Source organism: Aestuariivirga sp. (genome assembly GCF_020252395.1).
Taxonomy (GTDB): Bacteria; Pseudomonadota; Alphaproteobacteria; order Rhizobiales; family Aestuariivirgaceae; genus Aestuariivirga.
In genome coordinates this window covers 123,020-139,829 of the sequence record NZ_JADCDB010000031.1, presented here as the reverse complement: position 1 = coordinate 139,829, position 16,810 = coordinate 123,020, and the positions used below count along the sequence as shown (strand labels likewise).

Annotated in this window: 17 protein-coding genes; 7 read left to right on the top strand and 10 right to left on the bottom strand. The window is 64.4% G+C overall.

Features of this window, described 5'->3' with window-relative positions; genetic code table 11:
* Window positions 1-150: 150 nt before the first annotated feature.
* Genes IOC82_RS14965 through IOC82_RS14955 form a run of 3 tightly spaced genes read left to right on the top strand, consistent with a single transcriptional unit; the run spans window position 151 to window position 2,094 of the window.
* Entirely contained in the window at window positions 151-1,131 is a 981-nt protein-coding gene (locus IOC82_RS14965) for a histone deacetylase family protein (protein WP_290547007.1), read from the top strand.
* The gene (locus IOC82_RS14960; RefSeq protein ID WP_290547006.1) at window positions 1,131-1,376 is read left to right on the top strand and encodes an exodeoxyribonuclease VII small subunit; all 246 of its coding nucleotides are present in this window, start codon (window positions 1,131-1,133) and stop codon (window positions 1,374-1,376) included. Before IOC82_RS14965 ends, IOC82_RS14960 begins: the two co-directional genes overlap by 1 nt.
* On the top strand, window positions 1,366-2,094 hold the full coding sequence (locus IOC82_RS14955) for a TlyA family RNA methyltransferase (protein WP_290547005.1): 729 nt from the start codon (window positions 1,366-1,368) through the stop codon (window positions 2,092-2,094). Before IOC82_RS14960 ends, IOC82_RS14955 begins: the two co-directional genes overlap by 11 nt.
* Before the next feature lie 176 nt (window positions 2,095-2,270).
* Here the strand turns inward: IOC82_RS14955 and aroC are convergent, their stop codons facing one another.
* From aroC to fabI, 3 genes are all read right to left on the bottom strand, one after another.
* Complete coding sequence (aroC, locus tag IOC82_RS14950; protein WP_290547004.1) at window positions 2,271-3,356, bottom strand: chorismate synthase; 1,086 nt, start codon at window positions 3,354-3,356, stop codon at window positions 2,271-2,273.
* 107 nt (window positions 3,357-3,463) lie between these two features.
* A complete protein-coding gene (locus IOC82_RS14945; protein ID WP_290547003.1) occupies window positions 3,464-4,084 on the bottom strand; it encodes a histidine phosphatase family protein in 621 nt (206 codons plus the stop codon).
* On the bottom strand, window positions 4,077-4,901 hold the full coding sequence (fabI, locus tag IOC82_RS14940; RefSeq protein WP_290547002.1) for an enoyl-ACP reductase FabI: 825 nt from the start codon (window positions 4,899-4,901) through the stop codon (window positions 4,077-4,079). Before fabI ends, IOC82_RS14945 begins: the two co-directional genes overlap by 8 nt.
* Window positions 4,902-5,227: 326 nt before the next feature.
* Between fabI and pdxH the strand changes: the two genes are divergently transcribed.
* The 3 genes from pdxH to IOC82_RS14925 are packed head-to-tail and all read left to right on the top strand — an operon-like array spanning window position 5,228 to window position 7,750.
* Entirely contained in the window at window positions 5,228-5,860 is a 633-nt protein-coding gene (gene pdxH / locus IOC82_RS14935) for a pyridoxamine 5'-phosphate oxidase (protein WP_290547001.1), read from the top strand.
* On the top strand, window positions 5,857-6,612 hold the full coding sequence (locus tag IOC82_RS14930) for an SDR family oxidoreductase (RefSeq protein WP_290547000.1): 756 nt from the start codon (window positions 5,857-5,859) through the stop codon (window positions 6,610-6,612). Before pdxH ends, IOC82_RS14930 begins: the two co-directional genes overlap by 4 nt.
* A complete protein-coding gene (locus IOC82_RS14925; protein WP_290546999.1) occupies window positions 6,605-7,750 on the top strand; it encodes a PLP-dependent aspartate aminotransferase family protein in 1,146 nt (381 codons plus the stop codon). Before IOC82_RS14930 ends, IOC82_RS14925 begins: the two co-directional genes overlap by 8 nt.
* A gap of 62 nt (window positions 7,751-7,812) precedes the next feature.
* Here IOC82_RS14925 and hemN read toward each other — a convergent pair whose 3' ends face one another.
* From hemN to IOC82_RS14895, 6 genes are all read right to left on the bottom strand, one after another.
* Entirely contained in the window at window positions 7,813-9,165 is a 1,353-nt protein-coding gene (gene hemN / locus IOC82_RS14920) for an oxygen-independent coproporphyrinogen III oxidase (RefSeq protein WP_290546998.1), read from the bottom strand.
* 92 nt (window positions 9,166-9,257) lie between these two features.
* Complete coding sequence (locus tag IOC82_RS14915) at window positions 9,258-10,637, bottom strand: aminotransferase (protein WP_290546997.1); 1,380 nt, start codon at window positions 10,635-10,637, stop codon at window positions 9,258-9,260.
* 85 nt (window positions 10,638-10,722) lie between these two features.
* Entirely contained in the window at window positions 10,723-11,196 is a 474-nt protein-coding gene (locus tag IOC82_RS14910; protein ID WP_290546996.1) for a YbaK/EbsC family protein, read from the bottom strand.
* Complete coding sequence (locus tag IOC82_RS14905) at window positions 11,197-13,632, bottom strand: FAD-dependent oxidoreductase (RefSeq protein ID WP_290546995.1); 2,436 nt, start codon at window positions 13,630-13,632, stop codon at window positions 11,197-11,199.
* Between the two features lie 203 nt (window positions 13,633-13,835).
* Window positions 13,836-14,129, bottom strand: coding sequence for an HU family DNA-binding protein (locus IOC82_RS14900; protein WP_290543567.1), 294 nt, complete (start codon window positions 14,127-14,129; stop codon window positions 13,836-13,838).
* A gap of 165 nt (window positions 14,130-14,294) precedes the next feature.
* Window positions 14,295-15,047, bottom strand: coding sequence for a glycosyltransferase family A protein (locus tag IOC82_RS14895; protein WP_290546994.1), 753 nt, complete (start codon window positions 15,045-15,047; stop codon window positions 14,295-14,297).
* Between the two features lie 48 nt (window positions 15,048-15,095).
* On the opposite strand from IOC82_RS14895, the gene IOC82_RS14890 reads away from it, so the two are divergent.
* Entirely contained in the window at window positions 15,096-15,860 is a 765-nt protein-coding gene (locus IOC82_RS14890) for a PhnD/SsuA/transferrin family substrate-binding protein (protein WP_290546993.1), read from the top strand.
* A gap of 291 nt (window positions 15,861-16,151) precedes the next feature.
* Here the strand turns inward: IOC82_RS14890 and IOC82_RS14885 are convergent, their stop codons facing one another.
* A complete protein-coding gene (locus IOC82_RS14885) occupies window positions 16,152-16,799 on the bottom strand; it encodes a glutathione S-transferase family protein (RefSeq protein ID WP_290546992.1) in 648 nt (215 codons plus the stop codon).
* Window positions 16,800-16,810: the final 11 nt, after the last annotated feature.

The following is a 16,810-nucleotide window of genomic DNA, read 5'->3' as shown; positions in this document are numbered from 1 at the left end:
GCTTAAATCCGCTCAGCCGCAACACCTGTGGAAATGTGGACAAGGCTCCGCCTTGCCCACAGTCCCACAGGAGAACAAAAGACAAGAAGCGGACATTTGATGTGCTACCAAAACCGGACAAGTTAATTAGCTATCGACAGAACGGGGGCCATGACCACCCTGCTTTTCACCCATCCTTCCTCGCTGCGCCATGTCACGCCCGATGGCCACCCGGAACGGGTCGACCGCATCAAGGCGATCAACCAGATCCTCGCCAGCGGGCATTTCAAGGACCTCGCGCGCCGCGAAGCCCCGCTGGGCCGTGACGAGGACATCCTGCACGCCCATGCCCATGAGCATCTGGAGCGCATCCGCGCCGTGGCGCCCGCCGAGGGCATGGAATATCTCGACCCGGACACCGTGATGTCGGTGGGCACGCTGGAGGCGGCCCTGCGCGCGGTGGGGGCTGCCACCGCCGGAGTCGATGTGGTGTTCCAGGGCGATGCGGACAATGTGTTCTGCGCGCTGCGGCCGCCCGGCCATCATGCCGAGACGCGCCGCGCCATGGGCTTCTGCCTGTTCAACCAGGCGGCCATCGCCGCGCAATACGCGCGCCACGCATATGGCGCCGAGCGGGTGGCGGTGGTCGACTTCGACGTGCACCACGGCAATGGCACGCAGGATATCTTCTGGCCGGACGCCAACCTGTTCTATGGCTCGACCCACCAGATGCCGCTCTATCCCGGCACCGGCGGCGTGCAGGAGACCGGCGTTGGCAACATCTTCAACGCGCCCCTGCGCGCGGGCGACGGCGGCGAGCAGTTCCGCGAGGCGATGAGTTCCGTGATCCTGCCGGCACTCGACGTGTTTGCACCCGATCTCGTGATCGTCTCAGCCGGCTTCGATGGACATCACCGCGACCCGCTCGGCAGCCTGCAGCTCACCGAGGAGGATTTTGCCTGGGCCACGCTGAAGCTGATGGAGGCAGCCGAAATTCACTGCGGTGGCCGCCTCGTCTCCGTGCTGGAAGGGGGCTATGACCTGCAGGGGCTTGCGGCCTCGGTGGGAATCCACGTGCAGGCGCTGATGCGCGGCAGTGCGGGGATGATCGAGGAACCGGAATTCGAAGAGGACGACGAGGACGAGATCTGATGAGCGAACACGCCGACATCGCCAGCCTGCCGTTCGAAAAGGCCTTGGCCGAACTGGAGCAGATCGTGACGAGGCTCGAGTCCGGCAAGGTGGATCTCGAGCAGTCGATCGCCATCTATGAGCGGGGCGAAGCGCTGAAGAAGCACTGCGAGAAGCTGCTCAAGGATGCCGAGGCCCGCATCGAGAAGATCACGCTGAAGCCCGACGGCACGCCGTCCGGCGCCGAACCCCTGGATGTCGGCTAGGCAGCGCCTCGACGAGGCCCTCGTCGCCCGCGGCCTCTACCCCTCCCGCTCGCGCGCCCGGGATGCGGTGCTGCGCGGCACGGTGCGGATCGATGGCGAGGCGGCGGTGAAGCCCTCGCAGACGGTGGGGGCGAGCACCGTGCTCACCATTGAGGACGAGGCGCAGGCTTACGTCTCGCGCGCCGCGCTGAAGCTGAAGCATGGGCTGGCGGAGTTTGGGATTTCGGCCGCCGGAAAGAATTGCCTCGACATCGGCGCGTGCACCGGCGGCTTCACCCAGGTGCTGCTGGAAGAGGGAGCGGCGCATGTGACGGCGATCGACGTCGGCCATGGGCAGATGAAGGTGACCGATCCCCGCGTGACGCTGATCGAGGGGCTAAATGCACGTGATCTGTGTACGGATCATCTCGACAGGCCGATCCGGCTGATCGTCTGCGATGTGAGCTTCATCTCGCTGAAGCTGGCCCTGGTCCCCGCACTGGGGCTGGCGGAGGAGGGGGCTCTGCTGGTGGCGCTGATCAAGCCGCAGTTCGAGGCGGGCAAGGATGCGATCGGCAAGGGCGGGCTGGTGACGGACCCCGCGGTGCGTGAGCGGGTGTGCGGGGAGGTCACGGATTTTCTGAGGGCGCAGGGCTGGCGGGTGCTGGGGGTCGAGCCATCGCCGGTGGTGGGTGGGGATGGGAACCGGGAGTTCTTGGTGGCGGCGGGGAAGGGGTGATTTCCCGTCCGCCACGCCCACGTCTCATCTTGCCCGGGCCTGTCCCGGGCATGATGAATATGAGAGAGTTGCGATGTGGCCTGAAGTCAAAAGAGAATTTAATCCTTGACTTTTATTCCCAACGGCGCTATATTCCAGCCATGATCCTGCTGCTGGTTTACATCGTTGGACGGTTCCTAGCCCACCTGGCCGCGGTGGCGCAGGAAGTGGTCGGCAAGCACGATGGCCATCATTGCTTCGCCCACCGGCACGGCGCGGATACCGACGCAGGGGTCGTGGCGGCCCTTGGTCATCACGTCGACGTCTTCCCCTTGCGCGGAGACGCTGCGCTTCGTCGTGAGGATCGAGGAGGTGGGCTTGACCGCGAAGCGCACCACCACGTCCTGCCCCGTCGAGATTCCTCCCAGAATGCCGCCCGCATTGTTGGAGAGGAATTCCGGCTTGCCGCGGCGCATGCGGATCTCGTCCGCGTTCTGCTCGCCCGAGAGTGCGGCGGCTTCGAAGCCCGCCCCGATCTCGACGCCCTTGACCGCATTGATGCTCATCAGGCCCGAGGCCAGGTCCTGGTCGAGCTTGCCGTACAAGGGCGCACCCCAGCCGGCGGGGACGCCGCTCGCCGTCACCTCGATCACCGCGCCGATGGAGGAACCGGACTTCCTCACGCCGTCGAGATAGTCCTCGAAGAACTTCGCGGCCCTGGCATCGGGCGTGAAGAAGGGATTGCGGTCCACCTCCGGCCAGTCCCAGTTGGTGCGGTCGATCTTGTGCGGGCCCATCTGCACCAGCGCGCCGCGGATGGTGACGCCGGGGATGATCTTGCGCGCCACGGCGCCCGCCGCCACGCGGGCCGCCGTTTCGCGCGCCGAGGAGCGGCCGCCGCCCTTGTAGTCGCGGATGCCGTATTTGGCCTGGTAGGTGAAGTCGGCATGGCCGGGCCGGAACTTGTCGCGGATCCCGGCATAGTCCTTGGAGCGCTGGTCGACGTTCTCGATCATCAGCATGATCGGCGTGCCGGTGGTGACGGGGCCGCCGGTGCGGTCGTCCTCGAAGACGCCCGACAGGATCTTCACCTGGTCCGGCTCCTGGCGCTGGGTGGTGAAGCGCGACTGACCGGGGCGGCGCTTGTCGAGGAAGGCCTGGATGTAATCGGCCGTCAGCGGGATATTCGGCGGGCAGCCGTCGACGATGCAGCCGAGCGCAGGCCCGTGGCTTTCGCCGAAGGTGGTGACGCGGAAGAGATGGCCGAAACTGTTGTGCGACATGGCCCCTACCTAGAGCATGATCCGCGAAAGTGGAACCCACTTTCGCGATAAGATCATGCTCAAGCATATGATCTGGCGCATGTTCTTGTCGATGAGGTGATTCCATCTCATCGGAACATGCGCTGGGCCGCATCGCCATTGACGTCAAACCACCAGGCATTTCCGTCCGCCAGCTTGCAATAGCAGCCCTGGCGCATGGTGAGCTCGATGGCATCGCGGCGCGGCAACCCGCCGATCTCGGCGATCAGGCAGCGGCCGATGGCGCCATGGGCCACCACCACGGTGGGGCGGTCCAGCGTGCCGAGCCAGCGGTTGATGCGGGTGTGGCCGTCCTCGTAGCTTTCACCGGCTTCCGGCCGCCAGGAATAGCGGTCATCCGGATGCGGCGGATAGAGGGGGGAGGCCTTCAGCTCCCAGAAGGGCCTGCCCTCCCACACGCCGAAGCCGAGCTCGGTGACGGCGGGGTCGATGGAAATCTGCGGCGGCTCGAGCTGCAGCGCCTCGGCGATATAGCCCATGGTCTGGCGGGCGCGCTTGAGCGGGCTGACGACGAAGTTGAAATCCGGATGAAGCCCGCGCACCTGCTTCAGGGCCTCAGCAACAGCCCGCGCCTGATCATGGCCCTTCTGGTTCAGTGCGATGTCGGTCCAGCCCTGGATCAGTCCCTGGACGTTCCAGTCCGTCTCGCCATGGCGGACGAAATAGATGGGCGGCCGCGTCTTACTCACCGTTGCCGTTCACCGTGATGTCCGGGGCATCGGGGTTCTTCATGCCGACGATGTGGTAGCCGGCATCGACATGCAGGATCTCGCCGGTGACGCCGCGGCCGAGGTCAGACAGGAGGTAGAAGCCCGAGTCGCCCACTTCATCGATGGTGACGGTGCGGCGGAGCGGTGAATTGTATTCGTTCCAGCGCAGGATGTAGCGGAAGTCGCCGATTCCGGAAGCGGCGAGCGTCTTGATCGGGCCCGCGGAGATGGCGTTGACGCGGATGTTCCTGGGGCCGAGGTCGGCCGCGAGATAGCGCACGGAAGCCTCGAGGCCGGCCTTGGCGACGCCCATCACGTTGTAATGCGGCATCCACTTCTCCGCACCGTAATAGGTGAGCGTGACCAGCGAGCCGCCATTGGTCATCAGCTTCTCGGCGCGCTGGGCGACGGCGGTGAAGGAATAGACCGAGATGAACATGGTCTTGGTGAAATTGTCCGGCGAGGTGTCGACATAGCGGCCGGTGAGCTCGTCCTTGTCGGAGAAGGCGATGGCGTGGACGACGAAGTCGAGTGAGCCCCATTCCCTGGCGATGGTCTCGAAAGTCGCGTCCATCGAGGCGGCGTCGGTCACGTCGCAGGGCAACACGATCTCGGAATTGAGCTCGGCGGCGAGCGGCTCCACGCGCTTCTTCAGCGCATCGCCCTGGTAGGTGAAGGCGAGTTCGGCCCCTTGCGCGGCGCAGGACTTGGCGATGCCCCAGGCGATGGACCGGTTGTTCGCAACGCCCATGATGAGGCCCCGCTTGCCAGCCATCAAACCTTTGAAATCGCTCATGATTAAACCGTCCAGGAAGAGTGAGCCGGGCACTCCCCGGCGGCGGAGTTACTTGGCACAAGTCTAGAGGGAGGTCCACTGTAAAGAAAATACGCTAGCGCAACGGGCCCTCAAGTGCACCTGCACTTGAGGGCGGAAAGTTGCGCCAGCTTTTGACTCTGGAGCATCTTTCGCTTCGCAAGCGATTCCACTTGCTCGCACGATGCTCTAAGGCTGAGGGGCGGACCTCAGCACGTGGCCTCGCAACATGGCTGCTGGTCTGCTTCCGCCGTTGATCCGTAGCCTTGCAAAGTGGCATAAGCGCTTCAGAAATCAGGACTTGCACGATGGCTTTGAGCGATATTTCCAAGCTGACCGCATCGGCCGGCTTCACCGAGCGGAACGACCCCTTCAACCTGTTCGGCGAATGGCTGAAGGAAGCGGAAGCCTCGGAGCCCAATGACCCCAATGCCATGGCTCTTGCCACCGTGGACGAGGAAGGGCTGCCCAATGTCCGCATGGTGCTGTTGAAGGGTTTCGACGAGCGCGGCTTCGTGTTCTACACCAATTTCGAAAGCCAGAAGGGCCAGGAAATCCTCGGCACCATGAAGGCAGCGATCGTGTTCCACTGGAAGTCGCTGCGCCGCCAGGTGCGGGTGCGCGGCATCGTGGACGAGGTCTCCAAGGCCGAGGCCGATGATTACTTTGCCTCCCGTCCGCGCGACAGCCGCATCGGCGCCTGGGCGTCCCAGCAGTCCCGCCCGCTGGAGAGCCGCTTCGCGCTCGAAACCGCGGTGGCGATGAACACCGCGAAATACGCCATCGGCGAGGTGCCGCGGCCGCCCCACTGGTCCGGCTTCCGCATCAAGCCGCTGTCGATCGAGTTCTGGCACGACCGGCCCTTTAGGCTCCATGACCGCGTGGTGTTCCGCCGGCCGGACGAAAAGGCCGCATGGTCCAAGGCGAGGCTATACCCGTGAACGCGACAGCCGACGGCGACCGCAAGACCCTCATTCTCACCGGCGCCTCGCGCGGCATCGGGCATGCGACGGTGAAGCGCTTCTCGACGGCTGGCTGGCGCGTCATCACCTGCTCGCGCCAGCCCTTCCCTGAGGATTGCCCGTGGGATGCGGGGCCGGATGACCATATCGTCGTCGACCTAGCCTCCTCCGCCGACACGCACGCCGCCATCGCGCAGATGAAGGAGAAGCTGAAGGCACAAGGCTCCAAGCTTCATGCGCTGGTGAACAACGCGGCCATCAGCCCGAAGAAGCCGGGCGGCGGGCGGCTGAACACGCTCGAGACATCCGAGCATGATTGGAAGACGGTGTTCCAGATCAACTTCTTCGCGCCCGTCATGCTGGCGCGCGGGCTGATGGACGAGCTCGTTGCGGCCAGGGGCGCGGTGGTGAACGTCACCTCGATTGCGGGCTCGCGCGTGCACCCCTTCGCGGGAGCGGCCTATTCGACATCCAAGGCGGCACTCGCCTCGCTGACGCGCGAGATGGCGGCGGACTTCGGGCCCTTCGGCGTGCGCGTCAATTCGATTTCGCCGGGCGAGATCGAAACCTCCATTCTTTCTCCGGGTACGGAGAAGCTGGTGGCGCAGATTCCGCAGCGCCGGCTGGGCCAGCCGGAAGAGGTGGCCAAGGCGATCTATTTTCTGTGTACGGAGCAATCGTCCTATGTGACGGGGGCCGAGCTTCACATCAACGGCGGCCAGCATGTCTAACGGGGCTTTGCGGCCGGAAACCATCGCGGCGCATGCGCTTCGCGCGGTGGACGAGGCGACGGGTGCGGTCGTGCCGCCGATCTATCTCTCCTCCACCTATGCCCGCGATGAAAACTACAAGCCGCTGCTGAAGGAAAACTACGTCCGCAACGGCAATCCGACGCTGTGGCGGACGGAGGAGGCCATCGCGGCACTGGAGCGCGGAACCTCGGCACTGCTCTTCGCCTCCGGCATGGCGGCGATAGCCACGCTGCTGGAGACCGTGCCGCCGGGCGCGCATGTGGTGGCCCCCGACGTCATGTATTACGGCACGCGCGACTGGATGAAGCGGCTGGAAGGGCTGGGGCGGATTACGCTCACGCTGTTCGATCCGACGAAGAATGGCGCACTCGAAGCGGCCTTGCAGAGGGGCAAGACGGATCTCGTGTGGATCGAGACGCCGCTGAACCCGACCTGGGACGTGATCGACATAGAGGCGGCGGCGAAGGCCGCACACGCGGCGGGCGCCATTCTCGCGGTCGATGCCACGGCGACGGGGGCGGTGACGACGCAGCCGCTGAAGCTGGGCGCGGACATCGTGTTCCACTCGGCGACCAAATATCTCAACGGTCATTCCGACGTGCTGGCGGGCGTTCTGGTGACGCGCGAGGAGAGCCAGCGCTGGGCGGATGTACGCATGCTGCGCACCAAGATGGGCGCGCCGCTGGCGCCGCTTGACTGTTTCCTGCTGCTGCGCGGGCTTCGCACGGTGTTCGTGCGCTACCGCCAGTGCTCGGCCAATGCCATGGCCATCGCGAAGCATTTCGTAGGTCACCCGAAGGTCGATCGCGTGCTCTATCCCGGGCTTGCCTCCCACCCCGGCCACGCCATTGCGGCGCGGCAGATGACGGATGGCTTCGGGGGCATGATGTCCTTGCTGGTGAAGGGCGGCTTCGATGATGCGCAGAAGCTGTGCACGAGGCTCAAGGTGATCGTGCCGGCCACGTCACTGGGTGGCGTGGAGAGCCTGGCAGAGCACCGCAAGGCGGTTGAGGGGCCGGCGAGCCCGGTGCCGGACAATCTGGTGCGACTCTCCATTGGCATCGAACATGCGGATGATTTGATCGCCGATCTGGAGCAGGCGCTGGCGGGAATTTGACTCGCGGACCCCCCACCCATACCCCTTGTGGGGAGCGGTAGGGGTGGGAGTTGTGCTGCGGTTCAGACCGCCTTGGCGTGCCTGTTCGGCGCCGCCACGAAGTGCGTGTCGAAAGCCGCGGCCACGGTGCGCAGGAAGAGGCGGTGCTTCGGGGGGACGCTGACCCGCGTGCCTTTCAACTCGGCAATTCCGGCGAAGATGGCGGGCTCCAGCCTCCCGGCAACATCATCGAAGATTGACGGATCGAAACCGTGGCGCTGGGCGATTTCGGCGGCATCCACCGAGAGGTCGCACATCAGGCGCTCGATGACTTCGGAGCGCATGCGGTCTTCCGCCGTGGTGGCAAGCCCGCGCGTTACCGGGCTTTCGTTGCGGTCGATCTTCTGGGACCATTCCAGCGTGTCGCGCGCCGACTGCACGAAGCCCTGTGGGAACTCGCTGATGGCGGAGGCGCCGAAGGCCAGGAGCGCGTCCGAAACATCCGTCGTATAGCCCTGGAAATTGCGGCGCATGGCGCCCTTCTTCGCGGCTTCTGTGAGTTTGTCATGCTCCAGCGCGAAATGGTCGAGCCCGATCGACGCATAGCCATGGGCATTGAGCTCGCGCTCAATGGCAGTGGCCTGGGCATAGCGGGCGTTGACGCCAGGAAGCACGGCATCATTGATCATCTTCTGGTGCTTCTTGAACCACGGCACATGGGCGTAGCCGAAGACCGAGATGCGGTCCGGCTTCAGCGAGGCCGCCTGCAGCGCAGTCATGGCGACACTCTCCACCGTCTGGGCGGGAAGGCCGTACATGAGGTCGAAGTTGACGCCCGTGAAGCCCGCCTCGCGCAGGAATTCGGTTGCCGCCTTCACGAGGCCGAAGGTCTGCAGCCGGTTGATCTTCATTTGCACGGGCGTGGCGAAATCCTGCACGCCGAAGCTGATGCGGTTGAAGCCCATGGAGGCCAGCACCTTGGCGCGCGCGCGCGTCAGCGTGCGCGGGTCTGACTCCAGCGCCATCCCGCCGCCGGTGGCAAGCCCTAGCCCCGTGTCGATGGCCTCGACGATCTCGCCGATGTGCAGGTCATCGAGATAGGTGGGGGTACCGCCGCCGAAGTGGAGATGCGTGACCTTGCCCTTGCGGCCCTGGAAGAGAGAAGCCGAGCGGCGGATGTCCTTCACCAGATAGTCGACATAGCGCGCCGCGCGGTCATAGGAGTTGGGCACCGAGGTGTGGCAGCCGCAATACCAGCACAGCTGACGGCAGAAGGGAATGTGGACATAGACCGAGAGGGTGGCTTGCCGGTCCAGCGCGCTGAGCCAGTCATCCGCTTGCTGGCCCGGAAAGGGCGACTGGAACTGCACGGCCGTGGGATAGCTCGTGTAGCGGGGAACGTCCTGAGTGGCGAAGGGGAGAAGCTGGCTGTCCATGAAAGTTGACACTAGCGGTTGCCGTGTCAGCCTCATTGACTTCGATCAAGCTCCCGGCGGAACTTGCGCCTGCCGGGAGGGCGTGGGACAGGTCATGCCCGCGCGTTCTCCTTGCGCGCCCAAGCCTCCATCTGGTCCAGTCCGCGCTCGAAGATGTCGAACATCTCGTGGATTTCGTCGGTGGTGATGACAAGCGGCGGGCACAGCGCCACCGAGTCCTGGATGTTGCGGACGATAAGGCCCATCTCCTGCAGCGCATTCACCGTGGCTGCGCCGATCATCTTCTTCGGGTCGAAGGGCCGCTTGGTGGCCTTGTCGGCGACGAGCTCGACGGCGCCGATGAGGCCCACGCCGCGCGCCTCGCCCACCAGCGGGTGGCCGGCGAGCTTCCTCAGCCGCGTCTGGAACACCGGGCTCATCCTCGCCGCATGTTCCATGATCTTGTCGCGCTGGTAGATCTCGATGGTCTTGAGCGAGATGGCGCAGCCGACGGGGTGGGCTGTGTAGGTATAGCCATGGCCGAAGGTGCCGAGCTTGCGGCTCTCGTCAAGCATGGCCTGATAGAGATCTTCCTCGACGGTGAGCGCCGAGAGCGGGAAATAGGCAGACGTGATGGCCTTGGCCATGGAGATCGAGTGAGGCGTCATGCCGTAGGTGGTCGAACCGAACCAATTGCCGGTGCGGCCGAAGCCGCAAATCACCTCATCGGCGATGAACCGGATGTCGTATTTCTCGAGGATGGCGTTGACCTTCTCCCAATAGCCGGTGGGCGGCAGCAGCACGCCGCCTGCCCCCATCAGCGGTTCGCCGATGAAGGCGGCGATGGTGTCCGGCCCCTCGCGCAGGATCATGTCTTCCAGGTCCTGCGCCATGCGCGTGGCGAACTGCTCCTCGCTCTCGCCCTCCTGGCCATAGCGATAGTAATGCGGGCAGGAGGTGTGCAGCACATTGGCGATCGGCAGGTCGAAGTCGTTGTGCACCCAGGGCAGCCCGGTGAGCGAGGCCGATGCGATGGTCACGCCATGATAGGCGCGGATGCGGCTGATGATCTTCTTCTTGCTCTTCTTGCCGCGGGCGTTGTTGTAGTACCACGACAGCTTGATCTGCATGTCGTTGGCTTCCGAGCCCGAGGAGCCGAACAGCACCTTGGAGGCGGGGCAGGGGGCGATCTCCTTCAGCTTCTCGGAAAGCGCGATCACGCCGTCATGCGACTTGCCGCCGAAGGCATGGGTGAAGGACACCTTGCGCAGCGCCTCGGCGCCCGCCTCGGCGATCTCCTGGTTGCCATAGCCCAGCGCGGTGCACCACAAGCCCGCCATGCCCTCGATATAGCGCTTGCCCGTGTCGTCATAGAGATAGATGCCGCGGCCCTCGTTGAGGATGAGGGGGCCAACCTCGCGGTGGCGGGCGAGGTTGGTGTAGGGATGGATCACCGTCTCGATGTCGCGGACGGCCATGTTCGACAAGGGCATTGTGGTTCCTCCGGTATGGAAGGACTATATCAGGGCCGCGGCTGGTGGAAACCCCCATGGCTGCGGTCCCTCCACGCGGACAGCGCTATTTCTTCACATCCGCAACAACAGCGCCCGATATCTCCGCAAGTTTCACGAACCCAATCTCGAACACCGCATTGGGCGTGCCGCCCGCGGCCCACAAGGTGGGAGAAAGCCTCAAATCCTCATCGAGGAACACCACGCACGGCGATGCATGCCCCAGCGGCGGCACGCCGCCCACCTCGAAGCCAGTCGTTTCCTTGACGAACTCCGGGCTCGCCCGCTCGATCTTTTCACCGAGCAGCGCCTTCAGCTTCTTCTCGTCGACGCGGTTGGTGCCGGAGGCGATCACCAGCACCGGCTTGCCGCTGGCGCTCTTGAACAGGATCGACTTTGCGATCTGCGCGAGCCGGCAACCGATGGCATTGGCTGCCTCCTGGGCCGTGTGCGTGCTCTCGCCGAATTCGACGACCGTAAATGCGGGCCCCAGCGCCGCAGCCACGCGCAGTGCGGCCGGATGCGCCGAGGGCCGCATCATCTATGAGCGCATCCGCTTGCCTTCCGGGTCGAAGGGCGGCTCGGTGATGATGGTGGCCTTGCGGTTGTCGCCGATGATCTCGATCTCGAAGGCCCCAGCCGAGGTATCCCCCGCCAGCTCCTTCGGCACATAGCCCTGGGCCATCGACTTGCCGACGTAATGGGCGAAGCCGCCGGACGTCACCCAGCCCACGACCTTGCCCTTGTGCCAGATCGGCTCATCGCCCAGCACATCCGCATCTCCCGCATCGACGGTCATCGACACGCGGCGCAGCTTGCCGCCGGTGCGCTTCTCCTCCATCGCCGCCTCGCGGCCGATGAAGTCATTCTTGGTAAGGTCGATGAAGCGGTCCATGCCGGCCTCGAATCCGCCGTAGATGGGCCGGAGCTCGCGGTACCAGGTGGGGAAGTTCTTCTCAAGCCGCATGGAGAGCAGCGCGCGCATGCCGAAGTTGACGATGCCGTGGGCCGCGCCTGCCCGCATGATCTCCTGGTAGAGGCGGCGCTGGTATTCAGGAGTCACCCAGATTTCATAGCCGAGGTCGCCCGTATAGGTCACGCGGTTGACGAGGGCCGGGCAATGCGCCACATCCATGGCGCGGTGGTCCATGAATTTGAACGCTGCGTTGGACACGTCCTCGCCAGCCAGCTGCTGCAACACCTCGCGCGACTTTGGCCCCGCGATGGAGAGGCCGACGAGGCCCATGTCATAGCGGTGGATGTTGACCGAGCCATCGGCGGGCACATGCCGCTCGAACCAGCGCATGTGATACTTCTGCGCCTGGGATGAGCCCCACATATAGAAGCACTCGTCCGAGGCCTTGGCGATGGTGAAGTCGCCGATCAGCTTGCCCGCGGGGTTCAGCATCGGGGTGAGGACAATACGGCCCGGCTTCGGCATCCTGTTGGTCATCATGCGCGACAGGAAGGCCTCGGCCCCAGAACCGGTGAACCGGTACTTGGCGAAGTTGGCGATCTCGGTGACGCCCACGCCGTTGCGCGTGGCCAGCACCTCCGCCTTCACGTGCTGGAAGTCGTTGGAGCGGCGGAAGGAGACGATGTCCTTGGGCTCGACACCCTTGGGCGCAAACCACAGCGGCGTCTCAAGGCCCCACGAGTCGCCCATCACGGCGCCCTGAGACAGCATGATGTCATAAAGCGCCGTGGTCTGCTGCGGGCGCGCGGCGGGCAGTTCCTCGTTGGGGAAGCGGATCGAGAAGCGGCGGGAATAGTTTTCGCGCACTTTCTCGTTGGTGTAGGTGCGGGTCGCCCATTCGCCGAAGCGGGCGCAGTCCATGGCCCAGACGTCGAAGCCCGGATCCCCGTTCACCATCCACTGCGAGAGCGCCAGGCCCACGCCACCGCCCTGGCTGAAGCCCGCCATGACGCCGCAGGCGAGCCAGAAATTCCGGACACCCTGCACCGGGCCGACGATCGGGTTGCCGTCCGGCGTGAAGGTGAAGGGTCCGTTGATGACGCGCTTGATGCCGGCAGTGGCGAGTGCCGGGAAGTGCTTGTAACCGAGCTCCAGGTTCGGCGCGATGCGGTCGAGGTCGGGCTGAAGCAGCTCGCGGCCGAAGGTCCACGGCGTCTGCTTCGGGCTCCACGGCACGCAGGCGCGCTCATAGGTGCCGAGCACCAGGCCGCTACGCTCCTGGCGCATGTAGATCTCGGATTTGAAGTCGATAATATGGGGCAGCTCGTGGCCGCGCTCCTTGTTGTAGGCGACGACCTCCGGCATCTCGTCGGTCACGAGATACATGTGCTCCATGGCAAGCACAGGCAGTTCGAGGCCCACCATGCGGCCGACCTCGCGCGCCCAAAGGCCACCGCAGTTGACCACATGCTCGGCGTGGATCGTGCCTTTGTTGGTGACGACGTCCCACGATCCGTCTGCGCGGTGGTTCAGCGCCTCGACCTTGGTGTCTTGGTAGATTTCCGCCCCGTTGATGCGGGCGGACTTGGCATAGGCATGGGTCGTGCCCTCGGGGTCGAGGTTGCCGTCGGCAGCGTCGATCATGGCGCCGGCGAAGTGCTTTTCCTCCAGCAGCGGGTGCATTTTCTTGGCTTCGGCCATGGAGATGATCTCGGTTTCGAGGCCCAGATAGCGCGCGCGGGCATGCGCCATCTTCAGCCACTCCATGCGCTCGGGCGTGTCGGCCAGGATCAGGCCGCCCGAGCGGTGCAGGCCGCAAGCCTGGCCCGAGATCTGTTCGAGCTCGTTATAGAGCGCGATGGTGTAGCCTTGGAGCTTCGCCACGTTGGGGTCGCCATTCAGCGTATGGAAGCCGCCGGCGGCGTGCCACGTGGAGCCGGAGGTGAGGATGTCACGCTCGACCAGCACCACATCCTTCCAGCCCGCCTTGGTGAGATGATAGAGCACCGAGCAGCCGACGACACCGCCGCCAATCACCACGACACGAGCCTGGGTCTTCATGGAATATCCTTAAGAAACGGAAGTTTCGTCGCCGTTTTTAGCCGGGCAGCCGTGCAGCCGCAATCGCTCTTCAAGGTGAAAAGAATTCATCGGCAAACAGAAGTGGCCCCGCCGCATGGCAGAGCCACTTTTGAAAAATACTTGATGTGGAATTTAGCGCATATTTCGGCCAGGTGGAATCACCTGATCGGTGAGACCAAGCGCTAGATGGCGTCCTTGACTTCCTTGGCGGCGCGGAAGGCGAGCTTCTTCGACGCCTTGATCTTGATGGCTTCGCCGGTCGCAGGGTTGCGGCCCATGCGGGCGGGGCGCTTCTTGACCTGGAAGATGCCAAGGCCGGTGACACGCACCTTGTGGCCCTTCTTCAGGTTCTTGACGGTGAGCTCGACGAAGGCGCCGAGGAATTCGCCCGCCGCCTTCTTCGACATCTCGTGCTTCTCGGCGAGTTCAGCCGCGAGCTTCGAAAGGGCAATCGTCTGGATCTTGTCGTCAGCCATGTCTCTCTCCTTATTGGGGTTTGGCTGGCACCCGCGTTAACGCCGAATTCGATTCGCGAAAACTCTTATTTTCCGGGGCTTTTCTGGAGGGTTGCCGAAAAAACCCTTGAGAATAGCGGCTTGCCGTCCCCCGCCCGCCGGACGGACCAGAAAAACCCAAACAGATCATGTGTTTATTTGAGAAGGGTCCGGCTGCGGAGGCTTGCCGGGAGCTTGCGTCGCGATGTCGAGATGGTTCTTGAGCGGGACCGGCGGCAGCGCGTGCTTTGTGGAAAACCGGTCCAAGTTGGCCCGCCGCTGGGCTTCCAGCGATTCGCCCGACATGTTCTGCGCATGCACGCGAATGGCGACGGCGGCCATGCGGATGTGGGTCAGCGGATGCCCGGCGCGGGCCACGCGCAGGTACCAGTCCCAGTCCCAGTAGTAGGGCAGGCTCTCGTCGAATGTTCCCAGCGCGAGATGCAGGCTTCGGCGATAGACGACTCCGGAGATCAGAATGGTGTTGTCGCGCGTCAGCGTCTCCATGTCAGCGTCAAAGGCGAAGGGCAGGTCCGGCCGGCCGTCCTCGAAACGCAGGATGCCGTCGCAGAAGCAAAAGCCGGCGCCGCGGGCGAAGGCTTCCGCTACCCTGGCAAAATAGCCATTGTCGATGAACCAGTCGTCATCGTCGAGAAAGCAGATACAGTCGCCCGTTGCATGGGCAATACCCAAGTTGCGGGCCGGCACGGGGCCGCGCTGGCCATTGTCCAGCACCCTGATGGCAGGGTGCATGCCGGCCACCGCCTCAGCTGCCCCCACACCGTCATCGACCACGATGATCTCGTGCGGTGCATGGCCCTGGGCCATCACGCTCTCCAACGCCTGGCGGAGGAAGTGGTGGCGGCCCCGGGTGGGAATGACGACGGAAATACTGCTCATGGCGCCGTTACGCTGTTGCCTGTTCCGTGGATGCTATAGCATGACGCGATGATTGCCGCGCTGCAGATGTATGACTGGCCGGAATTCCGTGAGGCCACGGACCTTTGGTGGAAGGCAATCGCGGATTGCCTGGGCGTCGATATCGCGCTCTCGCGTCCGGTTGATTTCACAGCGCCGTGGGTGCGGGATGACCTGCTCTTCGCCCAAACCTGCGGCTATCCCTTCACCCATGCGCTGAAGGGCAGGGTCACCTACGCCGGCACGCCGCATTACGCGGCGGACGGCTGCGCGGGACCGAATTATTGCAGCATCGTCATGGCGCGGAAGCAAAAGCCGCTGGAAGGATTTCGCGGCGGCGTGGCGGCAGTAAACACGCCGGACTCCATGTCCGGCATGCTGGCGCTGAAACTGGTTTTTGCGCCGCTGGCGGAGGACGGGCGCTTCTTCGCGACGGCGGTGGAGACGGGCGGCCACCTTGCCTCGCTGGCGGCTGTGCAGTCGGGCAGGGCCGATGTCTGCGCCATCGACTGCGTCTGCGTGGAGATGGCGCGGCGCCACCGCCCGGCAGCGCTGGAAGGGCTGGTTGAAATCGCGCGCTCGCCCAGCGTGCCGGGCCTGCCGTGGATTACGCGCGCCGGTGACGTTGAGGAGATCCGCGCAGCGCTGCGCCGTGTCTTTGCCGATCGGGCACTGGCGGACGTGCGTAGGGCGCTCCTGCTGACGGGCTTCTCGGATCTGCCGGCAGGCGCCTATGACCGGATCACGGTGCTGGAGGCGGCGATGGAAAGGGCAGGCGGGTTGAAGTTGTTGTGATTGTTCCCTTGAGCACGTCACCCCAGCGGAAGCTGGGGCCCAGCTTCGGGCATCTGACACGCGGAAAGCTGGATCCCAGCTTTCGCTGGGATGACGGTTTATGGGGATGACGGTTTATGGGGGATGACGGCTTGAGGGGATGACGGTCCTAGATGGACATCCCGGCAAATGACTAGAGCGGCGTGCCTTCATGTACGTCCGGAAGGCGTCATTCCAGACGGTGGCAATAGGATTTCCCTCCCCACAAGGGGGAGGGGAAAGCAGTCCGATTAAATGTGACGGCGCGACGCTCTAATGCCGCGTCTGGCCCGGCGCCGTCTCGTCGGGCGAAGGCCTAGCCTTCACGAAGTCTTCCTTGGTCTCGCAATGGAGCGCCAGGTGGTGAAGCTTCGGATATTTGCCGGCCTGGAACATGTCCGGCACGCGCATCTTCATGAAGCCGGCGAGACAGCCGGTGGTGATGTCCGCCTGGGTCATCCTCTCATCGAAGAACCACGGTGCCCCGCAGTCATGCTCCAGCTTCCCGAGCGCTGCGGAGATCTGCCCCATCATGCGTTTCTCGAAGTCGCGGTTGATGTGCTTGTCGATGTGGAAGAGCCGCTCGTAAAACAGCGCCACGGCCTTCTCGCCCACGCCCAGCGCCACCGCCACCGCCACCGCCTGCAGCACCTTGCGCCGTTCGGGCCCATGCGCCGGGGTCAGCGCGCGGGCGGGTCCCGCCATTTCGTCCAGATGGTCGATGATGGCGGAGGAATCGATCAGCACCTCGCCCGTCTCGAGGATCAGCGAGGGCACGCGCACCAGCGGATTGATCTTCCTCATCTTCTCCACGTCGCGGAACACCGAGATCGGGTTGCGCGTGTAGGGCATGCGATAGTGATGAAGCGTCACCGCCACGCGCCGCACGAAAGGAGAGTCGAACTGGCCCACGAGGATCATGGGCGGATCAT

Bases quoted from the DNA above. Each gene is read 5' to 3' on its own strand.
- IOC82_RS14955 (WP_290547005.1), top strand. From the start codon at position 1,366: ATGTCGGCTAGGCAGCGCCTCGACGAGGCCCTCGTCGCCCGCGGCCTC.
- aroC (WP_290547004.1), bottom strand. From the start codon at position 3,356: ATGTCGCACAACAGTTTCGGCCATCTCTTCCGCGTCACCACCTTCGGC.
- IOC82_RS14885 (WP_290546992.1), bottom strand. From the start codon at position 16,799: ATGATCCTCGTGGGCCAGTTCGACTCTCCTTTCGTGCGGCGCGTGGCG.
- IOC82_RS14890 (WP_290546993.1), top strand. From the start codon at position 15,096: ATGATTGCCGCGCTGCAGATGTATGACTGGCCGGAATTCCGTGAGGCC.
- pdxH (WP_290547001.1), top strand. From the start codon at position 5,228: ATGGCTTTGAGCGATATTTCCAAGCTGACCGCATCGGCCGGCTTCACC.
- IOC82_RS14960 (WP_290547006.1), top strand. From the start codon at position 1,131: ATGAGCGAACACGCCGACATCGCCAGCCTGCCGTTCGAAAAGGCCTTG.
- fabI (WP_290547002.1), bottom strand. From the start codon at position 4,901: ATGAGCGATTTCAAAGGTTTGATGGCTGGCAAGCGGGGCCTCATCATG.
- IOC82_RS14915 (WP_290546997.1), bottom strand. From the start codon at position 10,637: ATGCCCTTGTCGAACATGGCCGTCCGCGACATCGAGACGGTGATCCAT.
- IOC82_RS14910 (WP_290546996.1), bottom strand. From the start codon at position 11,196: ATGATGCGGCCCTCGGCGCATCCGGCCGCACTGCGCGTGGCTGCGGCG.
- IOC82_RS14900 (WP_290543567.1), bottom strand. From the start codon at position 14,129: ATGGCTGACGACAAGATCCAGACGATTGCCCTTTCGAAGCTCGCGGCT.
- IOC82_RS14965 (WP_290547007.1), top strand. From the start codon at position 151: ATGACCACCCTGCTTTTCACCCATCCTTCCTCGCTGCGCCATGTCACG.
- IOC82_RS14895 (WP_290546994.1), bottom strand. From the start codon at position 15,047: ATGAGCAGTATTTCCGTCGTCATTCCCACCCGGGGCCGCCACCACTTC.
- hemN (WP_290546998.1), bottom strand. From the start codon at position 9,165: ATGGACAGCCAGCTTCTCCCCTTCGCCACTCAGGACGTTCCCCGCTAC.
- IOC82_RS14905 (WP_290546995.1), bottom strand. From the start codon at position 13,632: ATGAAGACCCAGGCTCGTGTCGTGGTGATTGGCGGCGGTGTCGTCGGC.
- IOC82_RS14925 (WP_290546999.1), top strand. From the start codon at position 6,605: ATGTCTAACGGGGCTTTGCGGCCGGAAACCATCGCGGCGCATGCGCTT.